The organism is Methanolobus sp. WCC1, from assembly GCF_045690315.1.
GTDB classification, from domain to species: domain Archaea; phylum Halobacteriota; class Methanosarcinia; order Methanosarcinales; family Methanosarcinaceae; genus Methanolobus; species Methanolobus tindarius.
The window spans coordinates 2711576-2737340 of record NZ_CP146979.1 but is presented as its reverse complement, the minus strand read 5'-3'; the positions used below and the strand labels follow the sequence as shown (position 1 = coordinate 2737340).

General features: G+C 39.8%; 28 protein-coding genes. 23 read left to right on the top strand and 5 right to left on the bottom strand.

Annotated elements, in window-relative coordinates; translation table 11 throughout:
- The first annotated feature begins 285 nt into the window (after nucleotides 1-285).
- Nucleotides 286-1878, top strand: coding sequence for a glutamate synthase-related protein (locus V7O61_RS12955; protein ID WP_288068810.1), 1593 nt, complete (start codon nucleotides 286-288; stop codon nucleotides 1876-1878).
- A 121-nt stretch (nucleotides 1879-1999) separates the two neighbouring features.
- Here V7O61_RS12955 and V7O61_RS12950 read toward each other — a convergent pair whose 3' ends face one another.
- The 3 genes from V7O61_RS12950 to V7O61_RS12940 all read right to left on the bottom strand — a co-directional run bounded on the left by V7O61_RS12950 (nucleotide 2000) and on the right by V7O61_RS12940 (nucleotide 4708).
- Entirely contained in the window at nucleotides 2000-2719 is a 720-nt protein-coding gene (locus tag V7O61_RS12950; protein WP_407283367.1) for an NAD(P)-binding domain-containing protein, read from the bottom strand.
- 511 nt (nucleotides 2720-3230) lie between these two features.
- Nucleotides 3231-3749 carry a hypothetical protein gene (locus V7O61_RS12945; protein WP_407283368.1) on the bottom strand — a complete coding sequence of 173 codons (519 nt, stop codon included), beginning with the start codon at nucleotides 3747-3749 and terminating at the stop codon, nucleotides 3231-3233.
- A gap of 167 nt (nucleotides 3750-3916) precedes the next feature.
- Nucleotides 3917-4708: a hypothetical protein gene (locus V7O61_RS12940; RefSeq protein WP_407283369.1), complete on the bottom strand. Its 792-nt coding sequence runs from the start codon at nucleotides 4706-4708 to the stop codon at nucleotides 3917-3919.
- A 776-nt stretch (nucleotides 4709-5484) separates the two neighbouring features.
- Between V7O61_RS12940 and V7O61_RS12935 the strand changes: the two genes are divergently transcribed.
- From V7O61_RS12935 to V7O61_RS12830, 22 genes are all read left to right on the top strand, one after another.
- Nucleotides 5485-6384 carry a hypothetical protein gene (locus V7O61_RS12935; RefSeq protein ID WP_288068823.1) on the top strand — a complete coding sequence of 300 codons (900 nt, stop codon included), beginning with the start codon at nucleotides 5485-5487 and terminating at the stop codon, nucleotides 6382-6384.
- A gap of 36 nt (nucleotides 6385-6420) precedes the next feature.
- Complete coding sequence (locus V7O61_RS12930) at nucleotides 6421-7233, top strand: winged helix-turn-helix transcriptional regulator (RefSeq protein WP_288068825.1); 813 nt, start codon at nucleotides 6421-6423, stop codon at nucleotides 7231-7233.
- 466 nt (nucleotides 7234-7699) lie between these two features.
- Nucleotides 7700-7939 (top strand): hypothetical protein, encoded by a 240-nt coding sequence (locus tag V7O61_RS12925; RefSeq protein WP_407283370.1) that lies wholly within the window; start codon nucleotides 7700-7702, stop codon nucleotides 7937-7939.
- A 296-nt stretch (nucleotides 7940-8235) separates the two neighbouring features.
- Complete coding sequence (locus V7O61_RS12920) at nucleotides 8236-9165, top strand: hypothetical protein (protein WP_407283371.1); 930 nt, start codon at nucleotides 8236-8238, stop codon at nucleotides 9163-9165.
- Between the two features lie 2 nt (nucleotides 9166-9167).
- The gene (locus V7O61_RS12915; RefSeq protein ID WP_288068831.1) at nucleotides 9168-10181 is read left to right on the top strand and encodes a hypothetical protein; all 1014 of its coding nucleotides are present in this window, start codon (nucleotides 9168-9170) and stop codon (nucleotides 10179-10181) included.
- 463 nt (nucleotides 10182-10644) lie between these two features.
- The gene (locus V7O61_RS12910; RefSeq protein ID WP_288068832.1) at nucleotides 10645-10821 is read left to right on the top strand and encodes a hypothetical protein; all 177 of its coding nucleotides are present in this window, start codon (nucleotides 10645-10647) and stop codon (nucleotides 10819-10821) included.
- 101 nt (nucleotides 10822-10922) lie between these two features.
- Nucleotides 10923-11678 (top strand): ABC transporter ATP-binding protein, encoded by a 756-nt coding sequence (locus V7O61_RS12905; protein ID WP_342766010.1) that lies wholly within the window; start codon nucleotides 10923-10925, stop codon nucleotides 11676-11678.
- 25 nt (nucleotides 11679-11703) lie between these two features.
- Entirely contained in the window at nucleotides 11704-13059 is a 1356-nt protein-coding gene (locus tag V7O61_RS12900) for a COG1361 S-layer family protein (RefSeq protein ID WP_407283372.1), read from the top strand.
- Nucleotides 13056-14282, top strand: a complete 1227-nt coding sequence (locus V7O61_RS12895; RefSeq protein WP_407283373.1) for an ABC transporter permease — start codon at nucleotides 13056-13058, stop codon at nucleotides 14280-14282. Before V7O61_RS12900 ends, V7O61_RS12895 begins: the two co-directional genes overlap by 4 nt.
- 177 nt (nucleotides 14283-14459) lie before the next feature.
- A complete protein-coding gene (locus V7O61_RS12890) occupies nucleotides 14460-14717 on the top strand; it encodes a hypothetical protein (RefSeq protein ID WP_407283374.1) in 258 nt (85 codons plus the stop codon).
- 14 nt (nucleotides 14718-14731) lie between these two features.
- On the top strand, nucleotides 14732-15526 hold the full coding sequence (locus V7O61_RS12885; protein ID WP_407283375.1) for a hypothetical protein: 795 nt from the start codon (nucleotides 14732-14734) through the stop codon (nucleotides 15524-15526).
- A 449-nt stretch (nucleotides 15527-15975) separates the two neighbouring features.
- Nucleotides 15976-16617: a hypothetical protein gene (locus tag V7O61_RS12880; protein ID WP_407281555.1), complete on the top strand. Its 642-nt coding sequence runs from the start codon at nucleotides 15976-15978 to the stop codon at nucleotides 16615-16617.
- 40 nt (nucleotides 16618-16657) lie between these two features.
- Nucleotides 16658-17506, top strand: a complete 849-nt coding sequence (locus V7O61_RS12875; protein WP_407281556.1) for a hypothetical protein — start codon at nucleotides 16658-16660, stop codon at nucleotides 17504-17506.
- A 10-nt stretch (nucleotides 17507-17516) separates the two neighbouring features.
- Nucleotides 17517-18470 carry a hypothetical protein gene (locus V7O61_RS12870; RefSeq protein ID WP_407281557.1) on the top strand — a complete coding sequence of 318 codons (954 nt, stop codon included), beginning with the start codon at nucleotides 17517-17519 and terminating at the stop codon, nucleotides 18468-18470.
- Nucleotides 18471-18606: 136 nt separating this feature from the next.
- Entirely contained in the window at nucleotides 18607-19050 is a 444-nt protein-coding gene (locus V7O61_RS12865; RefSeq protein WP_407281558.1) for a MarR family winged helix-turn-helix transcriptional regulator, read from the top strand.
- Between the two features lie 33 nt (nucleotides 19051-19083).
- On the top strand, nucleotides 19084-20448 hold the full coding sequence (locus V7O61_RS12860) for an MATE family efflux transporter (protein ID WP_407281559.1): 1365 nt from the start codon (nucleotides 19084-19086) through the stop codon (nucleotides 20446-20448).
- A gap of 73 nt (nucleotides 20449-20521) precedes the next feature.
- Nucleotides 20522-20836, top strand: coding sequence for a Rieske (2Fe-2S) protein (locus V7O61_RS12855; protein WP_288068838.1), 315 nt, complete (start codon nucleotides 20522-20524; stop codon nucleotides 20834-20836).
- A gap of 23 nt (nucleotides 20837-20859) precedes the next feature.
- Complete coding sequence (locus V7O61_RS12850) at nucleotides 20860-21165, top strand: Rieske (2Fe-2S) protein (RefSeq protein WP_288068839.1); 306 nt, start codon at nucleotides 20860-20862, stop codon at nucleotides 21163-21165.
- Between the two features lie 16 nt (nucleotides 21166-21181).
- Nucleotides 21182-21517, top strand: coding sequence for a Rieske (2Fe-2S) protein (locus V7O61_RS12845; RefSeq protein WP_023845576.1), 336 nt, complete (start codon nucleotides 21182-21184; stop codon nucleotides 21515-21517).
- Entirely contained in the window at nucleotides 21514-21762 is a 249-nt protein-coding gene (locus V7O61_RS12840; RefSeq protein WP_023845577.1) for a glutaredoxin family protein, read from the top strand. The genes V7O61_RS12845 and V7O61_RS12840 overlap by 4 nt, the downstream gene beginning before the upstream one ends.
- Nucleotides 21763-21768: 6 nt before the next feature.
- The gene (locus V7O61_RS12835; protein WP_023845578.1) at nucleotides 21769-22116 is read left to right on the top strand and encodes a ferredoxin-thioredoxin reductase catalytic domain-containing protein; all 348 of its coding nucleotides are present in this window, start codon (nucleotides 21769-21771) and stop codon (nucleotides 22114-22116) included.
- A 32-nt stretch (nucleotides 22117-22148) separates the two neighbouring features.
- Nucleotides 22149-22730: a nitroreductase family protein gene (locus tag V7O61_RS12830; RefSeq protein WP_407281560.1), complete on the top strand. Its 582-nt coding sequence runs from the start codon at nucleotides 22149-22151 to the stop codon at nucleotides 22728-22730.
- A gap of 107 nt (nucleotides 22731-22837) precedes the next feature.
- Here the strand turns inward: V7O61_RS12830 and V7O61_RS12825 are convergent, their stop codons facing one another.
- The gene (locus tag V7O61_RS12825) at nucleotides 22838-24253 is read right to left on the bottom strand and encodes a nitrogenase component 1 (RefSeq protein WP_023845582.1); all 1416 of its coding nucleotides are present in this window, start codon (nucleotides 24251-24253) and stop codon (nucleotides 22838-22840) included.
- Nucleotides 24250-25740 (bottom strand): nitrogenase iron-molybdenum cofactor biosynthesis protein NifE, encoded by a 1491-nt coding sequence (nifE, locus tag V7O61_RS12820; RefSeq protein WP_023845583.1) that lies wholly within the window; start codon nucleotides 25738-25740, stop codon nucleotides 24250-24252. Before nifE ends, V7O61_RS12825 begins: the two co-directional genes overlap by 4 nt.
- Between the last annotated feature and the right edge of the window lie 25 nt (nucleotides 25741-25765).

Below are 25765 nucleotides of genomic sequence, written 5' to 3'. Positions count from 1 at the left end.
TAGTTCAACAAGAATATGTTATTTTACTACTTGAGGCATAATATATATGCTAACTTTATATTTTCTGGTAATTATACATAGGTATTTGTATATATGAGAAGTCAGCAAGCAGTTGCTGGATAGTGATATCCTCCTGGTAAACACTCATGGAAATAAAAATCTTTATATATTTGCACAAGCCAACCGTAATCCTACTATTAGTTTTCCAGGATGGTTAGGAAAGGGTCGGAGGTAGGAAGACCGGCTTGATAATAGTATCGTAAAAATAGAGGAAGTGACTAAAACATGGGTAACCTTAGGAGACCAAACTCTAATGACGCTACTCAGACCTTCAACAGGTCAAAAAGCGTGGTACCGATGTCAGGACTCTGTACACGTTGTGTTGATGGATGTCGTGGCAACTGTGAAATATTTAAATCATCTTTCAGGGGACGTGAAGTCCTGTACCCCGGACCTTTCGGAGAGGTCACAGCTGGTGCAGATAAAGACTATCCTATAGACTACTCCCACATAAATATCCAGGGATATGCTGTTGGAGCCATAGGTATGCCAGATGATATGGTGCCAGGTCCTGAAACTGCACGATTCCCAAACGTCAGTACTGAAACTGAATACGGATGGGACAAAAAAGTAAAGATGAAGGTTCCGATATTTACCGGGGCACTTGGTTCTACTGAAATTGCAAGAAAGAACTGGGAACACTTTGCAATTGGTGCGGCAATTTCAGGTGTCACCATAGTTTGTGGTGAAAATGTTTGTGGTATAGATCCTGGTCTTAAAAGAGGCAGTGATGGGCTTGTCACAGAATCTCCGGAGATGGATCGCAGGATTGAGCTTTACAGGAAGTTCTACGATGGCTACGGTGAAATGCTGGTGCAGATGAATGTGGAAGATACAAATCTTGGTGTTGCAGAATACCTTTCCGGCAAACATGAAATGGACACCATTGAACTCAAATGGGGACAGGGTGCAAAATGTATTGGTGGAGAAATAAAGGTCAAAGAACTTGACCGTGCAATCGAGCTTAAGAAAAGAGGTTATATTGTCACCCCTGATCCTGAACTTGCATCAGTACAGGAAGCCTACAAGGTAGGTGCAATAAGAGAATTTGAAAGACATTCAAGACTTGGTTTTGTAACTGAAGAAGGATTCCATGCTGAGTGTGACAGGCTAAGAGATCTTGGATTTAAGCGCATTACTTTAAAGACCGGTGCTTATTCAATGGCAGAAACTGCAATGGCACTCAAGTACAGTTCCGATGCAAAGATTGACCTGCTGACATATGACGGTGCACCAGGTGGAACCGGAATGAGCCCATGGCCTATGATGGAAGAATGGGGAACACCAACATTCTACCTGCAGTCGCTTGTATATGAGTTTGCAGAGAAACTTAATTCCAGGGGCAAGAGAGTACCAGACCTTGCAATGGCCGGTGGATTCTCAACAGAGGATGGGATTTATAAGGTAATGGCAATGGGAGCTCCATATTTCAAAGCGGTATGTATGGGACGTGGCCTGATGATTCCTGGAATGGTTGGTAAGAACATCGGTAAATGGCTTGAAGATGGAGATCTTCCAAAGACGGTATCCGAGTTCGGGCACAGGAAGGAAGAGATCTTTGTTCATTATGAAGAACTCGAGGAACGTTATGGAAGCGACATAGATGAGATACCACTGGGTGCTATCGGTATTTACTCATACGCCCAGAAAACAAAGGTAGGACTGCAGCAGCTAATGGCAGGTTCCAGAAGGTTCAATACCAGCACACTCTCACGCAAAGACCTCATGGCACTTACTGAAGAGGCAGCAAAGGTTTCCGGCATAGATTATGTCATGGAAGCATACAGGGATATTGCAGAAGAGATTCTTGACGGATAAATAAGTAAGCTTAATGCTTACTTTTTCTTTTTTAATCTTGCATGATAAGTTCACTTCCTCATTCGATTTCAGTTTTCTCCGGGAAGTGATTGATTAAAAAATGAAAAAATCAGAACCACAATCAGATGAATTTCAGACTAACATCCTTCATCTCATTTCTTGCGGCAACGTTGATAAGCAGTGGTGTAAGGGACTCAATCATTCCTGCAGTTTCAAGAGGTCCGATGTCAAGTGGCCTCATTTTGGAGATATCATTTACAAGACCAAAAACAATTTCCTTTGCATGCATGGAGTTACCACATACTCCAATATCATAATCAAGTTCCATGTCAAGGTTTGCCAGTTTTCTTGCAGGTACTGTGTGGAAAGCTGCCACTAGCTCAGTGTTATCAGGTATCATGGTAAAAATTTCCTGAGCGGCACTACCAAGTTCAGGCATTGAGAAACAGAAATACTCAGTATTGAAATCCTTGCTCTCTATGGGAGCTCTTGGATAACTGCTTCCCGGACTTATGTAACACATATTCCTCTCCATGGGAACAACGACACTGATGACTATCTTGTTCTCTATGACAGGTCTTATAAGGTCCATTACAGGAGCAAGCTGGTTATACCTGATGGCAACAACGATTATCTCTGCTTTTTCGGCAGCTGTTTTGTTATCAGTACCTGTAATACTTGTTTTATGACCATATTTTTTAAGTATTTCATTGTATTCTGATGCAACCGCTTTGGCTTTATCCTGTTCTCTGGAACCAATGATTATCTCATGTTTCTGGCCCCATCGCAGTGCAAAACCCTTGCCTATATTACCTGTGCCTCCAAGTATTGCAATTTTCATGACATTTCTCCTGCTGTAAGTGGAATATTACCATAATCTATTGTATGTTAATGTTTTTGGTATTATCCTTAGAGAGTAATAGACTGTGTTAATCAGTGTCATGGTATTTATAGTAACTCCTGTTAACTTCGTTCTAACAACAGAAATTCAAAGCTCCTTCAAATTTTCCATCAGCACCATATATCAAACAAATAATAGTTAAATCTCAGTCAGTTAGTATATGTCATATTATATATGATACTGCATTATATAACTTATCAGAGCAAGATATTAATCAGAAAACCAATATCATTTGACATGTTGTAATATTGTCAATGTAAGTTTAGTTATGAACATTATCTAAGTCTTAATGGGCAGTTTAAAAAGAACTTATTTGTATATATTTCACTCAAAATAAATTAAGAAACTCTTTTTAAAAATAGAATATTATGAAAAAAGGTCTGCCCGATCAATGATATCAGGAGATTATAGTAAATATCAGGCAAACCCGGATTATATAAAAGTCATTGTTTCAGAACAATGACTTAAGCATGTTGATCAGACCACTGAGAAGTCCTGTACTTTCTTCAGTTGAGTCTGTAGTGGAATCTGAACTGCCGGAATCATCTTCTGCAGATTCTCTGTCCGGCCTTTCCATCTGAGTTCCATCATCCATGCTTCCATTACCAGGGAATTCTCCATCTGGTGCTCCTTCAGGTGCCTGCATGGTTCCGTTACCCATCATTTCTTTACCGTCCATGCCGCCTTCGCCGCCAGGCCCATTCTGCACCAGGGATTCACGTACTTCATCAGGTGCATCTTCCATCAATGATCTGAAATCTTCCATTATGTCCTCAACAGAATCTTCGTCATCTGTATCTTCAAGTTCTGTTTTCAGTGATTCCATCTGTTCAAGAAGACTGTCTATGGCTTCTAATGTGTCATCATCGTCTGTTTCAGACTGAAGGGTGGTAAGTGCATCTATATTGTTCTCTATCATTTCAAGTGTCATTTCTTTCATTTGTGCAGCATCCATTTCCGGCATTTCCATGCTGTCGCTGTCTTCCAGTGCTGAACATTATCATTAGTAAAGCAAATGATATCGTTAACTCTCTTCTCATGTTAAAACTCCTTTAAGATTAGTATATGAGATAGGAATAAATCCTATCTCATAGAGGTTGGTGGTAGTGATTATATCACAGACTATTCCTTTTCTTCTTACTCTTCGCTTACCTCTTCCTCAAGTTCAGCAGCATGGCCCATAGGTCCGTGTTCTCCTCCATGTCCATGTGGCTGAGGGTTGTTTTCCCTGTATTCTTCCAGAATCTCTTTGAGCTCGTCAAGTGTTGTTGCACTTTCGATATCTGCAAGAAGATCTTCAAGCTCAGTCATTTGCTCTTCTATTGAGTCTGATGTGATGTTCTCATCTTCTATCTCATCGATATTGTCAAGCATTTCCTGAAGCATTTCAAGTCTCTTGTTTATTGATTCTGTTTGTCTTTCTACAAGGAACTCCATTTCTTCATCATCTGAAGCGAACTCCATATCTTCCATTTCCGGTCTTTCACCCTTTACCGGATTCTCCGTCATCATAGATTCTCTGGCTGTTTCCAGTATTTCTTTTAGATCATCAAGTGTTTCTGCACTTTCAATATCCTCAAGAAGGTCCTCGAGTTCAGCTATCTGCTCTTCTATTTCTGCCTGCTCTTCTTCATCTTCAGTTTCTGCAAGCTTTTCATTTAGCATTTCGATTCTTTTGGTGATGTGTTCAGTCTCTTTTTCTACAAGGAACTCCATCTCTTCTTCTTCGCTGTCAAAGACTGGTGCTTCCATGTCCTCGTCTCCCATTTCAGGAGCTCCTCCAGGACCGTGCATCATCTTATGATCACCGAATTCTTTCGCTTCATCGGCTGTTCCTGTTTCATCGGCAAAGGCACCTGGTGTTATAGCACCTAACACCATTGCTGCCAATGAAATACAGGCCAGTACTTTCAGGATTTTGTGTTTCATTGTTTCTGATTCTCCTTTTTTCTCTGCCCTGCCAGATAATTTCCTCAATTATTGGCGTGCTTCTGACATTTTCCAGATTTGCAGGCTTAAATATAAGGATACTTAATAAAAAGAAGCCCAATTATGGCTTTAAATTGAAAAATAAAACTTCCATAAAGGTTTATTATCAAAGAGAACCTTTGAAACACTTAAAATTAATGAGTATGTTTAATTTTTTCTATAGGACATAGCTAATGTGTCTGCAGGAATCTATATGATAGAATTCTCTGGCAGAAAAAAGAATTTCTGTATTTCCCAGATATTATCAGTTTTTTCTGTCAGTCCATGTTTGTTCAATCTCAATTGGGATAGGGTAATAAGTTTTTGAAATTTTCAGATAATCAATAAAATGCCAGGTTCATTTCATAATTATTTCTATCATTATTTCGATATGGTTCTTTTATTCATTTCTCTTCAGAAATTATTATATCAAGCAATTTCACAATATCTCTAAAATATCTCTGTTCTGATTAAAAAGATAATTTATTAGCTATTATCTATTTTTAGCTATTAATATAGTTTTAAATTTGTTTTTCATTGTCAAAAAAGCTTCATAAAGCTTAAAATGCCACTTTATTGCTTACTATTTTTCAGAAAATCTCTTTCCTTTTAAGTATGTTTATATTTTAATCTCCCAATTCAGAGTGTAATTCAAAAAACGTCAAGGTGCATTATACTATGTTAAATATGCTATATAGAATACCACAACAGGAGAATAACCAGATGAGGTGATATCCGTGAAGAAGTTACCACTTATAATACTGGGTATTCTCATACTGATGGTATTGATATCAGGTCTGTCATATTCTGACAGGCATTCAGGCAAGGAAGGTCCCAAAATGTCTTCCGGCCAGCCAGGATATATCAATAAAGAATTATATGAAGAGGTGCCCTCTTCTATTTCAGAAGAAAAACTGAAGCCACAGGATGAAAATGAATTTCTGGAAGATAATATACAGAAATCCGATGAAATAATTCTTCGTCTTGAAGACTCAATAGAACGGCTGGAAACGGAAGGAAATGATGTAAGCGATCTAGAGGAAATGGTAGCAGATTATTCATCACTTGTTTCAGATGCCGGTTCATATCTTGAAAAGGCAGACAGCGCAGATTCAATTTCAGAGGAAAAGAAATACGTTGAATTATCCAAAGAAAATATGGTTCAGTCAGATATCTTATTGAAAAAGATATTTGTGGCAATGCATAACTATATGCCGGGACCTGTTGAACTTGAAGGAAATGAAAGTCTGGACGCAAGTGGAAGCGGAGTAATGATTCTCACCGGTGATCTGGATGTAAATCTCAGCATGTCTTCAGGAAAGTTCTCTGTAGTAGACTTTGAAGGTGACATGTCCGTAGACACAGATGGCTTACTGAATCTGAATATGGTAACCGAATCCGCAGTATCAACTTCAGTGAGTGAGGATCTTCATCATATGATATCATATGTGGATGTTCAGGGCAACGTTAGCCTCTCAGGTTCAGGAATGACAATCGCTGTGATGGGTGACAATACCACTCTCCATGTAACAGGTGTTGGAGAAATCCAGTTCTATGGTAATGGTAATTATTATCTGGATGATTCCGGTTCAATAAAGGAAGGAGTCTGGTTAGCACCTATATTTGAAACCGTATGACAATGAAATAAAACCACCTCTTGATGGTAGTGTAACATGAAAGTGACATCCTGTGCAGGTTGCATCACCATCCTTCTTCTTCTTCTTTTGTCTCCAATCGCTGCTGCAGAGGACACTGCAACAGTTCACGGAGTGGCTTATGACTGGAGTACTCTTGCTCCTCTTGATAACGTTGTAATTGAAGTAAATTCCACACCTGTGCAATCTATGGTTGCAAAATACGGGATGTATTCTTTTGAGCTTCCACAAGGGAGTTATTGTGTCACTGCAAGTTATTACGTAAATGGCGATCTTATCTGCTATGATGAGGAAAACATTACGATTGCAGACGAAGGAAATTATGTTGTTGACCTTCTTCTTGTTCCTTCATATTCGGATGAAACTAATGGCACAGAAGAAACTGTTAGCTCCACTCCTGCGCTTTCTTCCTCTAACCTTTTGATAGTATTTGTTATCATCATTTTGATACTGCTTCTTTCAATCATTTTCAAGATACGAAGTCCCGAGGAAAAAGATATTGTAAAGAAAAAACCGGATGATGTTTTTAATATTCATGTAAACAAGACAGATAAAGCTCATTCAGCTCCTGTCGTTCCAAAAGATAAGATTCCATCCAATGCAATGTCATCACAGCAACCGTTAGCTAATTTGAGTTCCGAGCATCTGGAAATACTGGATATTATTCGTTCAGCCGGTGGAACTATGCCGCAAAAAGAGTTACGTAAACACCTGAGTTACTCCGAAGGTAAGGCAAGTGTAATGATTTTGGAACTCGAAAGAAAAGGTCTTATAAAGAAAGTGAAAAAAGGCCGTGGTAATCTCCTCTTTCTAACAGGAATGGAAGTTTGATCTGGGTGATACAATAGACAAATACCTGTTTCTTTGCGTTTTTTGGCTCTTTTTAAGTAATCAACTCCTCTTGGGCAGGATATATCTGAATCAATGTCAGAATATTGAATGATATTACCACTATTAAAGAGGGTTATGTGCTCTTTGAAGGTTTTAGGTAGCTCTGATAAGTGTTAAAAGCTCTATTTCTTCTTTTTTTTCAATTAGATATGGCTATAAAGTATTAATGTCCATATTTTATGAGTAATCCTTTTTCTTGTAAGTATGCTTTTATTTAAAATTACCAATTGGTGAATTGCCCGACAACTAATACGTTGGAGGGTACCACCCCACTTAGGTGGCACCTAACCCCCAACCACATCCAGCCTAAGGTGCCACCACTGTACCAACAACCCCCTCCTCGCTTAAGAGGTGCCCATCCTATCCGGGGCATCTCTTAATCGATATGAGTAAAAAGGTGAATATTTTGTCTGATATGAAAGATACCTTAAAGGAATTCATTGACTCAAGGCTTCAGGAAGCAACCCGTGCCCAGGCCATTTATCCCGACAGGGTATATGTTGCATCCGGTTTTATAAGGCAGCTTGATTCTGAAAAGCTCCACAAGTCTTCTGAGCCATCCTCATGTGATCCTGGCTTTAAGGACAATGATGCTTTCAGATCCCACTCCGACAGTGTGTCAGCAAAAAAGGATTTCATGTGGTGATTTATTTCTTCTTTGCTTTGCTTAATCCTTGCTTGTTTTTTATTGTCTTGCGGCCGTTTTCTGCTTTGTCGGCCCGAGGCATATTTTCTTTTAAAAATTTTAGTACTTCATATGCTTTGTTTTGTCCTTCTTTCGTCTGTTTATTCAATTTCTCTGGCAATTGGTTCACAACTATTTATTTATATAAATAAAATCAATTAAAACAGAGAAAACGTTTAAGGCACATGATATCTGTTACCTTTGTAAAATCGGAGATACGTAGTTATAGTTAATTGCTCCTGAAGATGTGATCATCAATGAAAAAAATGCCTCTTACAGTATTAATTATCCTTATGTTAATGGTTGTAATTTCAGGTTTGGCTGATTCTGATGATGTTTTTCCATATCCGGACAACAGGCCGGATTCAGATTACAGGCCAGATGATCACAGAGATGGTCCCATGCCTCCTTTGGACAGGGATTCTTCTCCTGTAGAAGTTTTCATGGTAACGCATATGTTTTCTTCATATCAGGTAGTGGACGAAGAAAGCTTCCTAGAAGATAATATAGATAAATCCGAGTCAATGGTCCGAAGGCTTGAAAATGCAAGCAAGGAACTGGAAACAAAAGGAGAAAATGTTTCCCGGCTTAAAAGTATGATTGGCAGCTATTCTGATCTTATATCTGAATCCAGGTCTTCTCTTGAAATGGCAAAGACTTCCTCTTCAGAATCTGAAAAGCAGGAATATCTGGCAGAGTCCCGAAAAAGTATCATAAAGGCAAATTCAGAGCTTAAACCAATACTGGATGAAATTAAGAAATATCTGCAAGGTCCGGTTGTTTTTACAAACGCAACACTGAGTTCACAAGGAAGCGGTGCTGCTATTCTATCAGGCGACCTTGACCTGAGTTTCTTCCTGTCAGACGGTAAATTCTCAGTAGTTGACTTTAGTGGTGACCTTGTAATAGATACAGAGGCTGATTACAAGCAGGAGTTTGCTCCTGAAAGAGATGGGTCACCTGATCTGATAATGCCGCATTCAATGGTATCATATCGTGATGTAACCGGAAATGTTTCGATGTCCGGTTCAGCTTACACGGTTGCTATTATGGCAGACAGGATAGTTCTGACCGCAAACGGTAATGGTGAAGCAGAACTTGTAGGAAATGGTACTTATTATCTTGATAGTGATGTCTTTGAAGGAAACGAAAATGTATGGATGACTCCAATATTTGAGAGTGATTAATATTGGAAAAAGGTTCAGGAATGACAGGGTTGCGTAACATGAAACCAGTATCTCTAATCTGCTGTATTGCAATTATCCTGATGCTGACAGGTGTTGGATCTGCAGCTAATATTGCAACTGTGCATGGCGTAGCCTATGAATGGAGTACATTTGAACCTCTTGATAATGCTATTATTGAGGTGAATTCAACACCAACACAATCAATGGTGGCTCAGTATGGAGTCTACTCCTTTGAACTTGCAAATGGAACATACATGATTACTGCAAGTTATTATGAGGACGATCAGCTTACTTATTATGCAGAGGATATAATCACAGTTTCTGAGGAAGGAAGCTATGTTCTTGATCTGTTACTGGTGCCTTCCTATTCAAGTTCCAATGAAACCGAGTCTGAAGTTTCCAATATCGAAAGTTCATCAGGTACCAACAGTAATTCTCTTGTTTATGGTTCTATACTGGTAATTGTTATTCTTCTTGTTCTTCTTATATCCCAGATGAAACAAAAGCCTCAGTCTACCAAACATGCCGTAAAGAAGGAGCCAGCTCATCAAGTTCCTGCAGAAGTTCTTTCAGAAATTGAAGTAAAACCTGTTCAACAAGAGGAAAAAGCAGCGGCATTTGAAATCGAACCTCCAAGTCCGACAGTTGTAGTACAGGAACCAGAACAGGAAACACGTGAATTTGCAGAACTTTTGCCAGAGGCTGAGGAACCAGTGGAAGAAGTAACTTCTTCTGCCATAAAGGCTGAATCAGTTCCTGAAGAGCTCGAATCTGTGTCCGCACCAACTCAGGAACCGGATATTTCAAACGAACCTGTTCCCGCTGACCTTCAGGAAATACTGGATATACTGAAATCTCAGGGTGGAAGAATGACGCAGAAAGATATGCGTAAGCGCCTGAAGTACTCAGAAGGAAAGGTAAGTCTTATGCTTCTTGATCTTGAGAAGAGGGGCAAGATCCAGAAATTCAAGAAAGGACGTGGAAATGTTCTTTTCCTTGTGGAATCTGAAAAATAATATCATTTTATCAGGGTAATCTAAAGGATAGTTTTAAGGATATAATTATCCTCACTTATTACTCTGATATCTCATGTTTTTTGTAATTTTAATCCTAACTATCTTTTATGTGTAATATTCATTTTTATCTCTTTTAAACAGGATTAATGGCTTTATATGTTTGTGATAAGTTTTTTAATCGTCTATAAATCGTTTATTATTTATTATACTCTCTATAAAGCTTCATTGGTTAATTATGGGGATTCTCGACTCTTTTTGAAATAAGTATGCTTTTATTTAAAACTGCTAATTTGGGGATTGCTTGTCAGCAGTGAGCTGGCAGGTAACCACCCAAGCTAAGGTGGCACCAACCCCAACCACATCCAGCCTGGTGCCACCAATGTACCAACAACCCCCCACTCGTGTAAGAGACACCTGCTACCTATCCGTCAGGTGTCTCTTATCCGATACAGAGACATGAATTATGAACACCAATAACATGCAGATTATGTTTGAAGAGAAAACTACCGGCGGTTCTGCTGAACAGAAAGGAACAAACGGACATGAAAATGCAGTTGATTCTCTGTGCAGAAAACTGAATCCAGAACAGATGAGCCGTTTGATCAGAATCTCCCCCATAATCCATATGGGGAATAGGTAAGTTGTCACTTTAGAGTAAATTTAAGTAAGCACAATTATATTCAATTATTGATATTTATTGTACAATATAAAAATAAAAACGGGAATGATTTGAGGTATATCATGGACGAGAATCTCAATAATACTGAACAAGAAAAACAGCCGCAAAATGGCACTCCTGACACTCTCATGCGTCTGACAGACGTGTGGAAGATCTACAAAATGGGAGAAGTCGAGTTTGCGGCATTAAAAGGTATTGATCTAGAGATCCTGCATGGTGAATTTGTAGTCATACTTGGTCCAAGTGGAAGCGGTAAGAGTACAATGATGAACCTGCTGGGTTGCCTTGATCTTCCAAGTAAGGGAATAGTTGAACTAAATGACAGGGACATCGCCAAGATGAAAGAATCCGAACTTGCCCAGATCAGGGGCCAGTTAATCGGTTTCATTTTCCAGACATTCAATCTGATTCCTACATTAAATACTATAGAAAATGTGATGCTACCACTTGAATTCCAGGAAGAGAATCCAGATCTATCTTGGAAGAGAGCAGAAGCTCTTCTTGATGTAGTGAGTCTTGGTGACAAAAAGTACAATCTTCCTTCACAACTATCAGGAGGTCAAAGGCAGAGAGTTGCAATTGCAAGGTCTTTGGCAGTAGACCCCAAAGTCATCCTTGCGGACGAACCAACAGGGAATCTGGATAGCGAAACAGGAAATTACATTCTTGAATTTTTAAGCAACCTTCACCAGAAAGAAGGTAAAACAATCATAATGATCACCCACGATCCTGAACTTACGAAATATGCTGATCGTGTGGTTCATATTAAAGACGGAATGGTCGACAATATAGAGATTATAAAGCGTGAAGCAATGTGATAGTATGAGAAAATTATTGATATTAATGTTAGTGTTGATACTTCCAATAACTAATGCAACAGCAGCTATGAATGCAGCTGCATCTGGAGTGAATGTGGATTTGATGACTCAGAGTCCCTATCCTGCAAGACCTGGTGAAACAGTAGAATTAACAGTAAGTCTTCAGAATGAGGGGAATAATGATCTGTCAGATGTAACTGTTAGCATAGATGCAGAATATCCTTTCAGTCAGGTATCCGGTGAGTCCTTGACCAAAACGATTTCTTTCCTTGAAGCCCGTCAGGACGAGGAAGATGCAACATTTATAAAATTCAAGTTAAAAGTAGATTCTGATGTATCAGATGGCACTTACGATGTAGACGTAATTGTAAAAGACAGTGACTCTGATTCAAGTGCTCGTACAACCCTTGAAATTGAGGTACAGGGGAAGGAATATGCTCAAATTGTCACAATAAGTGATTCCAGCATAGATGTTGCCACTGTAGAACCTCTCGAATTTGTTATAACCAACACTGGTTCATCTTCACTTAAGAATATGGAAATATCATGGGACGAAGCTACAGGTGTAATACTCCCGGTATACTCATCCAACACCAAGTACATAACTTACCTCGGAGTCAACGAATCTGCCACAGTAGTGTACTCTGTTATGGCAGATGTGAATGCAGATCCTGGACTTTACCAGCTTGATATTTCACTTAAATTCCAGGATTATAATTCCAACACAACAAATATAGAAACAAAAGCCGGAATGTTTGTTGGAGGAACCACTGACTTTGATCTGAGTTACTCTGAGAGTGATCAAGGTGAGGTCTCATTGTCTCTTGCAAATGTAGGTAATAATGAAGCTTACTCTGTCAAGGTGTCAATTCCAGAACAGGATAACTTCCAGGCAACAGGAAGTACATCCACAATTGTCGGTAACCTCGAGAAAGGTGACTATACCATCACATCATTCTCAATAAGCCAGACAAACACAATGCCATCAGCAGATTATAACTCAGGTGGCACTGCCCAGGCTGATCCTTCTGAAATGACAGAAGAAGATATGGGAACCATGCAGGAAGAAATGGAATCAAAGAATGAGCTTCTTGTTACAATCGAATACACAGACTCTGCAGGACAGAGACACACCGTGGAAAAGGCAGTTCAGATCGAGGAATTGACCGGTGGCACAATAGCAGCAGGAATGAGCGGTGGACCTAGAAGTCAGACCTCATCATCTAACAGCTATGTATTGTATGGTGCTGTGATCTTGGTAGTTGCAGTTGTGGGAGTCAATTACAGAAAGAAGAAGATGATGAAAGCAGGCAATTATGTTCCACTTAACGTAGAGATAAAGAATCTAAAGTCTAAGATATTGAAGAAGGATCAGAAATGAGGCGAAGTACCTATCTAAAGCTTGCTACCAATATTCTGGTTCACAGTAAGATCAGAAGCTGGCTCACTATAATAGGTATCGTCATCGGTGTTGGATCGGTTGTTACCATCATGGCACTAAGTGATAGTATGACTGCTGATATGGAAGATAGGTTAGCTGATCTGGACCTTACCCTCATCACCATTTCTCCGGGTTACACAAGAGCAATGTCAGGATTTGGCGGTGGTTTTGGTGGTGGTAGCTCATCGGATGCAGAATTGACTGACAAAGACATAATGGCAATAAAACTTGTAGAAAATATCGATTACATCTATGGCCAGATAGCAGGCAGCGGTCTGGAAGTATATTTCATGGGCGAAACTGCAGACCTTTCAGTTACGGGTGTTGATCCACAAGTGTGGCAGTATACTGTGACATATGAGCTGGAATCTGGCAGATTGCTCGAAGCCACTGACAATAATGTTGTTGTCATTGGCTACAGAATAGCCCATGAAATGTATGATCAGGAAATAGGTCTGAATCGTATACTTACTATTGAAGATCGATCCTACAGAGTAGTGGGTATACTTGCAGAAGGTGAAAGTGACAGAGCTATTATCATGCCGGTTAATTCGGCAGTAGATATTATTGATGATGCAGAACCGGATGTATATGACAGTATAGTTGTAAAAGCTGATGATATGGAAAATGTTGAAACAGTTGTAGATGATATCCAAGAAAAGCTCATGATTTCCAGGCATGTCATGAATGATGATGATCGTGATTTCACAGTTTCAGATTCATTGTCACAGGCAGAATCTTTCAGTGAAATGATGTCATCATTTTCAATATTCCTTGGGGCAATAGCAGGTGTATCACTTGTTGTAGGTTCTGTGGGAATTGCAAACACGATGTTCACATCTGTGCTGGAAAAGACTAAAGAGATCGGTACGATGAAAGCTATCGGCGCTAAGAACGGTGACATTCTTATGATATTCCTGTTCAATTCAGCGCTTGTAGGTTTTGTAGGAGGTGTGCTCGGTATTTTACTGAGTCTTGTCCTTACATCCATATTACCATCTCTTGGAATTACTATGGTGCGCTCTTCCATGGGGATGACTGTTGCTCCAGACCTGATGCTACTGGGTATCTCTATTGCTGTGGCTATTGGTGTGCTGTCAGGTGTGATACCTGCATACAATGCTTCAAAGATGAAGCCAGTCGATGCGCTGAGATACGAATAAGCCAGCAAGTTAAAGCAAAAACAAAACTTAAGATTTCTCCTGAAGGGAATTGAAGGGTTTCATATGAGGCTCTTGCTTCATATGATGCCTTTACTATATTCAGGAACAAGTGGGGTAACTAAGGAAAAATAAACATGAATGAATAGAGAATCGTATGGAAAAGTAAGGTGAAATGCTATGAAGAAAATGATATTGTCTACACTTGTGGCACTTATACTAATGTTTTCAGCCTATGCAGTGGCTGTTGAGAATGACGATGCGACTCTCTCCCTTTCTTCTGTTTCCATTGAGGATGGTGTTTCAGGTCGCATGCAGGTAAAAGCCCAGCAGATATATTATGCGACAAGCCAGCAGTTTTTTAATTCCAATATGGCCCAGAGATTAGGATTTAGTCAGATGCAGAGTGCTCAAAACATGCAGACTCCACAATCCTAACTCCACAGAACAATATGCAAAACCAGAAACAAAACCCTCAGACCATGAGGCAGCAGGGTCAGCAGGGAGGAATGAATACAGCTCCTTCAAATGTGCCTGCCCAGAATGCCCCTATGCAGCAGCCAGTTCCAAGGATGCAGCAGGAAATGATGGACAGGGAAGAGTTGATGGATTTCCTGCAGGAGAATACTTTTTCAGTAACAGATGTCTCTGAATTACAGGAATATGTAACTCCATATGCAGATGCGGTTCAGGATTATCTTGATGATGAAGACCTTGATGACGAGGATGAGATATATGGGACGGCAGTTGAATGGATATGGGTATCTGACAGTACCTTGAACGGCCAGCAGGAATTATGGTTGACTCCAACTGAGTTCCTTGAGGAAACTCCTGACTATGATTCAAACCCGGTTCCCGGTGAGATAGGAAGTGACTGTGAAGACCAGGCCAACACTCTGGCATCACTGCTTATAGGCTCCGGCGAATATGATGAGAGCGAAGTAAGGGTTGCCATAGGTCTTGTGAACTTCGATGGCAGTACCGGCGGACACGCATGGGTAGAGGTCTACGAGGACGGAGAATGGTTCCCTGTGGATGCTACAGTTGGTCCATACTATGACGACGACGAGGAAGAAGTGATCTATCCTGATGACTATGAGGATATAGATTTCGATTATTTCCTGGATGAGGACTATTCTGTAATAGAAATATGGTACTATTACAACAACGAATACTTCATAGACGTAACTTCGGGTACGGGAGATGCTCCTGATAACTGGGATGAAACACCATCCAGTTATAACTGAGCATTTTCTTCTTTTTTATTTTATTAAATAATTCTTCTGGATGTTACTCATTTTTATATAGTTGTATATCTTTTTTAGACTGGGTACAAACGCATGTGTGTTAAGGTAAGTACACTTTAGCACAAGGAGTGAATAAAATGAAAGATGCGTTTAAAATAGTTCTAAGTATGCTTGTTATATCAATCATGCTTATTGGAACCGTGGGGCTGAATTCACAGATTCAACTCAAGATGAATTGATTGAATGGGAATACTATTTTTCCAGAATATGGGTCAGTTGTTTTTGGGCTCTGTAGAAAACCTACTTTGGTTTTTATTTATTAAATTAAAAGTGATAGTATGACAATAAATTACAAATCCTACAGGTTTATAGCATCTTTATTATTAGTCTATTTATTAATCTGCAGTTCCTCAAACGCAATTCAAAATGAATGGAATGGATCTGAGAGCATGTACGAAGAAAATATCCTGTTACCTGACTATGGTCCTGGAATGTTCGAGATAGCAAAGAATGAGACGGGTTTCATAGTAGCCAAAGGGGAAATGCCAGTAATAAATCAAGAAGAAGAAAAAAGAAAGTGGTTAAATTCACTTGAAAATTGCAGTTTATCACTTGTCAATTACAATAGTGATAAAAATACCGGACTTCGCAAATACTTTGCCGATCAAGGTGGCCCCATCGAAAGTTTTGGAGGGCACATGAATGGATATCTAAAAGTCGGATTTGAATCAACCACTCCTGAAAAGGTAAATGAATCAACCATTGATGATATTTACGAATTAATAAAGAAACACTGCGAAGAAAGTGGAATAAATAATGTACCGGTTGTTTTTATGTGGGAACATGAAGTCGTAGACGTTGGCGTAGAATCTCCTGCACCAGATTCGGACATGATTACCATCATGGATGAAAATGGAAATTATATCACAGTCAATGAAAGTGATGTGTACATTGATGAAGATGGGAACTATGTCCTTAAAACTAATGAAATGGGTGAAGATGAATCAGAATCAAATGCACAAAAAGTTTCAGGTTTTAATTCAATTATGCTTCTTATAGTTCTATTTTTGTTGATAGGAATTAGAAAGTGACACAATTACCTCTTTAAAACTGGTATTGTCTGGTGGCATAATGGTTGTAACTAATAAAATATGGAAAAGCTTACTGATTCTATTCTTAAGTACATTACTCATAATAAACTATGCAAGTGCTGCAACTGATGTGTTCGAAGAATACGCCGAAGACTCACATTTCATAGCTAGCAGAGGAAGTTTACCAGATGCAATTGATCAGGAGTGGAAGAACTCAATAAGAGATTGTTGGTTAAATATCACAAGTCCTTCATATTACAAATTTGATGAATCCATAAATAGCATTGGAAATAGAAACGAGATATTAACTGTATATCTCGATTCTGCTTATGAAGGGCAAATCAATGATTCGCGAATTGATGAAATATACAGTAAAATTGGATCATATTGTGAACAAAATAGTGGCATAAGTGATGTACCAGTAGTTTTTTTGTGGGATGAAGATGAAGAAGATTTGACATATGAGTATGATCCGGATGCTTTTGAAAACATCAAAAATGACCCTGATTTTGTGGCAGCCCGTGGAACAGTGCCTATATTTGAAGATGAAAATGAATGGAGTAAATGGTCAGATTCTGTTTTCGAGGCACGACAAATTGATGAATTGGATCAATATTACACTCATAACGGTGGTCCGATATTGTCATATGGATTTAATAGATATAGCGGCTATATAAGAATTGGAGTTGACAAAACCTCACCGGGAAAAGTAACTAATTCTTCAATAAATGAAATATATCAAATTGTAAAAGATCATTTTGAAGAAGAAGGTGTCAGTGACATTCCAGTAGTCTTTATGTGGTTTGAACCACCTACTGAAGATAGTTCTGGTTTCTCTTCTATTATGTTAGTCATGTGCATTCTTATACTGGCAATATTTAGGAAATAAGGGGAATTGCATGTGCAAATGGTATAAATACAGAATGTGGTCTTTGCTAACCTTAGCTTTATTGTCTGTATCAATGGGTTTTGCAAGTGCTGCAACTGAAGCATTCGAGGAGTACGCAGAGGACTCTCATTTCATAGCCAGCAGAGGTACTTTTACGGATACGGTTGATCAGGAATGGAAGAACTCAATGAGAGACTGCTGGTCAAATCTTCCTGATTCGTTCTCTTATTATAAATTTGATGAAGCTCTGTACGGATTTGCATGCAGTGAGTTCATAATAGTTGAGTTGAAATCTGAATACAAAGGAGAGATCAACGATTCCAGAATAGATCAGTTGTACCAGAAAATCGAAGCTCATTGTGAAGAAAATTCAGGTTTAAGTGAAGTTCCCGTTGTTTTTATGTGGGCAGAAGATGAGGAGGATTTGAAATTTGAATACGATCCGGATGCATTTGAAAAAGCAAAAAATAGTTCAAGATTTGTAGCTGCCATGGGAGAGGTTCCGATATTTGCTGATGAGAATGAATGGCTGGAATGGTCAGAAAAAGTTCATGAATATCGGAATGTCTACGAACTGGAACCTTATTTTGCCTCTCAAGGTGGTCCTCTTTTGTCATTAGGATTCAAAAAATACAGTGGATATATAGAAGTGGGAGTCAACAAAGAGACACCAGATAAAGTCAATGATTCCTCTCTAAATAAAATATACCAGATAATTCAGGAACACTTCAAAGAAGCAGAAAATAGTATTCCGGTAGTGTTTGTGTGGGAATTTCCAGCACAAACAGAAGAGGCTCTCTTAGAGGAAATTCCTCCAACTGAAGAAGAATCTTCTCAATCAATAGAAGAATCCATTGATAACGAATCTGCTGAAAATGAAGAAGAAAGTTCACAAACCACGCCTGGTTTCACTTCAATTATGCTTATTCTTTGTTTGTTGATATTGTGCCGGTTCACTAAATAACTTTGAAGCATAGTCATTCAGATTGTCTTATATTTTCTTTTTTTTTATTTTTCATATAGATTAGCTTTATATATTAGTTTCACATTAAACCAATTAGTTTCACGCGAAACTAATTAAAACGGGAACTTTACAAAAAATGAAACAGTCTGAAAGAATCGGTGCTAAGATCGCATACATCTTTTCGCACAATCATCGTTACATTGAGGATTCACTTGAATCGTACAACCTGAAAGGTCCGATGTTTGCATTTTTGCTGACACTCTCACATAAAGATGGGTGTTCTCAGGAAAGTCTGGCACGCTATCTTAAGTTTAGCAAAGCTACGGCAACCAGGGTCATTACAGCACTTGAAAAAGAAGGCTATGTCTATCGTGAAAAGGACGAGAATGACAGGCGTATATATCGAGTTTTCATTTCCGACAAAGGCAGGGGAGTTGTTCCGGCGATTAATACTGCTCTTCAGGAATGGAATGACATTCTGCTTTCAGATCTGTCAGATGACGAGGAACAAATATTCAGAAAGCTCCTCGATAAAACAAAAAATACCCTTGAGGAATATGACATAAATTCCTCAAATTGAATGAAAAACAAATATTGATATCAGGATAACATCATGAATGAAAAAAGTGAGTTTTTAGGTACTGAGAAGATCAATAAACTTCTCTGGCAGCTTGCCACACCGGCAATAATCGGACTTCTTGTCCAGGCATTCTACAATCTAGTAGACACCTTCTTTGTAGGAAGAGCACTCGGAGACCAGAGTGTGCTTGGAATTGCAGGAGTTGCTGTCGCTTTCCCACTCCAGATGCTCATGATAGCACTCTCCATCGGAATAGGAGTAGGCGGTTCCTCGGTAATATCCAGAATGCTGGGTTCAAAAGATGTAAAAAAGGCAGAAAGGACACTTGGTAATGTCTTCACCTTTACACTGGTACTCAGTATACTCTTCCAGATCTTGTTCTTCTTCAATGTAGATACAATACTGAATCTCTTTGGTGCAACCGCTGATAACCTTGTCTACGCAAAGGAATATGCTGTTGTCATATTGCAGGGAACACTGGCATTCACATTTGGTTTTGTTCTTAACAATCTTGTAAGGGCCGAAGGTAATCCTAAGGTTGCCATGAACAACATGATATTCTCAGGTGTCCTCAATATTTTCCTTGATGCCATTCTTATGTTCGGATTTGGCATGGGTGTAAAAGGTGCAGCACTTGCAACCGTACTTGCACAACTTGCAGGAACTATCTATCTATTATATTACTACATTGGCGGAAAAAGTCCTCTCAGGCTTGAACTGGCAAATTTCAAACCGCAATTTGAGCATATAAAAGAAATATCAGTAATTGGTTTCGGTTCATTTATCATGGGAGCATCCAACAGTTTCATGATGCTGGTACTGAACAACGTACTTGCAGTTTATGGAGGGGACCTCTCAATAGCTGTATTTGGTGTAGCAATCAAACTTTTAATGCTGATATTAATGCCGATAATAGGTATATCACATGGACTTCAACCAATTGTCGGGTATAACTACGGAGCAGAAAACTATGAAAGGGTCAATGAATCAGTAAAAAAATCATTGATGATTACAACTCTCTTCGGACTGGCAGGTTTTATTCTGCTGTCGGCGTTTCCGGGAACATTTTTCAGCATGTTCAGCACAGATGCAGATCTCATAAACAGCGGAACATCAGCTCTGAGAATAATGGTACTGGCAAGTCCTTTGATAGGTCTCAATGTTATCGGAACAACGTTTTTCCAGTCACTTGGCAGGGCAAGACCATCATTCTTCCTTTCAATGTGCCGCCAGATTCTGTTCCTGATTCCTCTGGTAATACTTTTGCCATATTACTTTGACCTTTCAGGAGTATGGATGGCATTTCCGATATCAGACCTCATGGCTGCCATCATAAGTTTATTCCTTGTCTGGAAAGAATATCGTTATTTCCAGGACAGAAGTAGTAGCAAGGCATAATTCTTGCTACATTATTTTATTTCACGACAACTATTTATATTTTTGAATCCCTGAATATTTATGGGAGATATAAATGCCGGAAAAATCATGGTTCTTTGCTATAAAAGCCGATGACCTTAAAGAAGGCAGTATGGAGTTTGCAAGGGTAAAAGGGACGCCTGTACTTCTTATCAGGAAGAATGATACTGTATATTCCCTTTTCGGAAAATGTAAACATATGGGCTGTCGTTTATCAAAAGGAACTTTCAGTGAAGGATATGTGCTCAAATGTCCGTGCCATGGTTGGGAATATGATATAAGGTCCGGTAAGTATCTCGGAGATAAGGATGAAGAACTTTCTGTCTTTGAGAACAAGGTTGAAGATGGGGAAATACTTGTCCTTCTTTAAATCCGTATAAGCGGAGAGTACAAATGACTTCATGGACGATAGCTGCAAGCGAAACTGATGTGAAAGAAGGCAAAATGAAGCCCGTAGAACTTGGAGGTAACAGAATCCTCCTGATTCGAGTTGACGGAGAAATATTTGCCATTGAGAATCGTTGTCCCCACATGAATTGCCCTCTCCAGGGAGGCATCCTTGTGGACCATTCTATAAAATGTCCGTGTCATAGCTGGACTTTTGATCTTCGCACCGGGGCATATGTAGCATCAGACAAGATTAAAGTCAATGTATATGAAACACAGCTTAAGGACGGAAATATATCTGTCCTTGTGTGATAGCGGGAATATATCTATGAAACAGGAAGATAACTGGGTATTTGCACTAAAGGCAGATGAACTTGGTAACGGCGAAAAGAAGCCTTTACTTATAGAAGGTAACAAAGTGCTTGTCCTGAAGGTCGATGATGACTTTTTTGCAATGTCCAACAAGTGTCCGCATATGGAGTGTCCTCTGTCAAAGGGAACTCTTGAACAATACGTGATCAAATGTCCCTGTCATGACTGGAGATTTGATGTCCGTGAAGGCAAATTCCTTGATGCAGAAGAGATCAGGGTACCTATCTATGAAACCAAGGTTATGGAAGAAGGTGTTTTTGTAAATTTAAGTAAGGAAGGTGCAGGTAAATGAAGAAAGTGGTAATGTATACCCTGAGCACCTGTCCCTGGTGCATGAGGGCAAAGAAATTCTTCAGGGAACATGAAGTTCCTTTTGAATATACTGATTATGACAAAGCGGATGCTAAGACAAAGGAAGCCATAAAGGAAGATTGTCTTGCACATGGGGCTGAAATGTCTTTCCCGTTTGTTAAAATTGATGATGAGGTTGTAGTCGGTTACAATCCTGACAAATACGCTACATTACTGGATCTCTGATCTACTATGGATGAAAAAAAGCGTAAAGAGCAACTGAGAACCATGTTCTCAAAAGTTGTAGACCCTCTGGGATACAAGTTCAGTCCCGATGAGGAATTAGTTGAATTCCTGCTTGAACAGGAAGTCAACATCGAAAAGGAAAAAGGAAGTCCGTTCTGTCCTTGCCAGGGACTTACGGACGAAAGGGAACATGACATGAAACTTGTGTGTCCGTGTATTCCCTTCCACCGGGAACACTATGATGCAATGAAGCGTTGCTGGTGTGGTCTCTACGTCCATAAGGATGTTGAAGATCCCGACAGCTTGATGCAGATTTCTTTCAAGGAGTTTCTGGAATCAAAAAATAAAAGTTGAAACAGAATAAAGGGGAAACAGGGAGTGAATTTATGGGAGTGGCAGAAAATACAGTAATTGAAAATATAAAGACCAGAAGAAGTGTCCGTGAATATACGGATAAAGAGGTAAGTGATGAGGACATCAATACAATAATTGATGCAGGTATCCATGCTCCGTCAGCTTTTAACAGTCAGCCATGGTTTTTTGTTGTAATTAAAAATCGTGAAATGATGACACGTATCTCTGATCATTGTAAACCACGTCTTCTGGCAAAACTGGAAGAGGCTACCGGTGAAACGATAGAAGACTTCAAGAAATATCTTTCTCAGGAAGAATTCAATATTTTTTATGATGCTCCGGTACTTGTCATAATCCTTGGTAACAATGCAGCTATAACTGCGGACTATGATTGTTCCCTTTGTGCTGAAAATATGATGCTTGCAGCCCATTCAATGGGAATTGGCAGTTGCTGGATAGGTTCTGCATGTTTTGTACAGGAAAGTGCTGAACTGCTTGAAGAGCTTGGAATTACACCTGATTACAGGGTGATTGCACCTATTGTATTCGGTTATGAACTAAGGGTGACTGAAGAACCACCTAAAAAAGAACCACCGATTGTGTGGGTTAACTAAGTTGAAAAATTATCTGATTATAATTCTAAAATAAAAAAAGAGTCAATGCAGGATTGGTTTTACGTTTTTAATCCTGCATCGTTTTTTACACATTCTTGGTTTCGTCCTCACGCTTCTGCGGAGTGAAAGCTACTTTCGCCGAGCGGAACGTAGCTTTCCGGTTCAGACCATTTCGCAGCTAATTCAGTATCCTCGACTTCAAGGATTGTATTGGTAATTCTGTCAAGCATGCGCATTGCTCCCTTGTATCCAAGTGTCAGTAACCTCTGGGCACCGACTCTGTCATGGATTGGGAACCCGAATCTAATTAACGGGATGTTCATCTCCTTTGCAATATACTTTCCGTTGGAGTTGCCAATCATCATCTGTGGCTTTGCCTTCTGAACAGCATCGTTGAATGTGTCAAAGTCAACATCTTCAAGGATTGTAACATCGCAATCTGGCTTTACCTGCTTTACTCTTTCCATAGCCTGTTCTGCAAATCTTGGAGACTTGCTGGAAGCAACCACAAGTATTGGGTGCATTCCGTTCTCAAGCACAAGTGAAAGCATACCAAGCACGTTGTTTGGGTCACCATAGATAGCAACCTTTGTACCATAAACGTACTTGTGAGAGTCTACCATGGCATCAATAAGCCTTCCGCGTTCCTTCTGGAACTCATCTGGTATTTCTGCCCCGGATATATTAGACAATGCGGCCAAAACCCTGTCAGTGTACTCAAGTCCTATCGGGAGGGGCAGATTCTGCGAAGGGATATCAAAAGTCTGCTCAAGGTAGTTGACCGCTTTGTTATCATTGGTAATTCCCAGTCCGATTGTTGCAGCACTGTTCTTCATGTCTGCAATATCAGCATGAGTTGTTCCTCCCGGAGGGATCTTGTGAAGATCTCCTGTCATAGGAGCATCAAATGTTTCAGAGATGTCAGGGAGAAGTATGTATGAGTTCTGTCCTACAATACTGTCAAATACGTGCTTAAGTTCCCTTGTGTCTTCAGGTGAGATATTCTCTGAAAGCACGACATTGAGCTTATTGTTGAATATCTCCTTCTTTGAATCATCAAGGGTAAATGTCTTGACAATAGCTTCAACAGCCTTAATGTATCCGCTGTTGTGGCTCTCTTCATAGCTTGGTGTCGGGACAGGAATTATTATTCTCTCATCTCCAACGCCCTCTTCTTCTCTGAATTCACTGATGATACGTGAAATGTCATCTCCGATTGTCTCTGCGAGACATGTTGTGGAGACACCGATCACCTTTGGATTGTAACGTGATATCAGGTTCTTAAGTCCCTTCTTCAGGTTCTCGCTTCCACCGTACACAGCTCCCTTTTCGCTAAGTGAGCTTGAACCAATGTCCACAGGTTCCCTGAAATGGTGTGCAAGGTGCAGTCTCATATAGGTGCTGCAACCCTGGGACCCATGTAAAAGAACCATTGAATCTTCTATTCCCTTAAAAGCCATTACACTGCCAATTGGCTGGCACATGATACATGGATTGACTGTAGTATAATTGCGTTCGCTCATGCCACTGGCTCCTGTTGAAGTGTAATGGGATCAATCTTCTGCATACTTCTCTCCCCAGTTATCTTGTTGGATGTCTTTGTCTCATCTTCAGTTTCGCAGTCTGCCCCACTGCTTTCTGAATAAGCTCCTTCTATCTTACTACCAACGTACTTCCAGACAGGACTGTTAACTGAAGTGTCAAGTTCCCTTGCAAAGTTCAGGAAACCGTCGTAACCTTCAAATTCAATTGTTCTGTCGTGGTTAAAATCACAGAAAGAAACACCAAGCTTGTAAGCCAGGAACCTTTCCTTGACACCTGCTACCATAAGGTCTGCCTTCTGGTTGACAATAAGGTCTGCAAGTTCCAGAGGGTTTGCATCATCCACAATGACGGTTCCGTCCTTTACCTGATAACTTATCTGCTTGTAGTCATCACGCTTTCCTGTCTGTGTTCCTATTATAACGACTTCCATTCCAAGTTCCCGGAAGCCCTTTATCAATGTTAATGCCTTGGCCGCCCCGCCCATGTAAATTGCTGCAGTCTTCCCTTCAAGTCTGCTTCTTATTTCCTGAATTTCAGGCATTATCCTGTTTGTTTCCTGCTCGATTATTTCTTCTGCAATGTTCATCATTTCTTCAGAACCGAAGAATTCAGCAGTTGTTCTAAGTGCAATTGCAAGATCCTCTATTCCAAAATAGCTGACCTTTCTGAAAGGAATCCCGAATTCCTTATTCATCCACTTCGCGAGATATGTCATGGAACCAGAACACTGAACAAGATTCAGCTGTGCTCCATGTGCCTTTGAGATGCTATCTGCCGTCGCATCCCCTGTCATAGAAGTGATCACCTGTATTCCCATCTTCTCAAAGAGGGGCTTTACTAACCAGACGTCTCCTGCCACATTGTAATCGCCAAGAATGTTTATCCTGTACTCAGATGTGATCTCAGGTTCCTTTGTTCCGACAAGCTCCATAAGTGCATGACATGCAGCCTTGTATCCATCGGACTTTGTACCCTTGAATCCTTCTGACTTAACAGGTATAACAGGTATTCCTACCCTTTCAGTTGCTTCCTTACAAATGGCTTCGAGATCATCGCCGATTATACCGACAATACAGGTTGAATAGACAAAGATGACAGGTGGGTTATATAACTCGACCAGTTCGTCAATGCTCTTTGAAAGTTTTTTCTCGCCACCGAATATAACATCGAGTTCCTTCATATCAGTTGAGAAACTGGTACGGAAGGTCTCCTTGTCACTTGACAGGCTGCCTCTGATATCCCAGGTGTAACTTGCACAACCAATGGGACCGTGCACGAGGTGAACTGCATCGGTTACGGGGTTAAGTGCCACACGTGCTCCTGAATATACACAGGCTCTCTGGCTCATAGAACCTGCGATAGATGTACTATCACATGAAAGTTCACCTGCCTTGTTTGCCTGCTTCAGTTCTATGTATGGCTTTCTTTCATCCAGCGTGTTAACCACGCTTGTAATGTCTGGCATGTTCTCACTCCAAAATAAATTATTC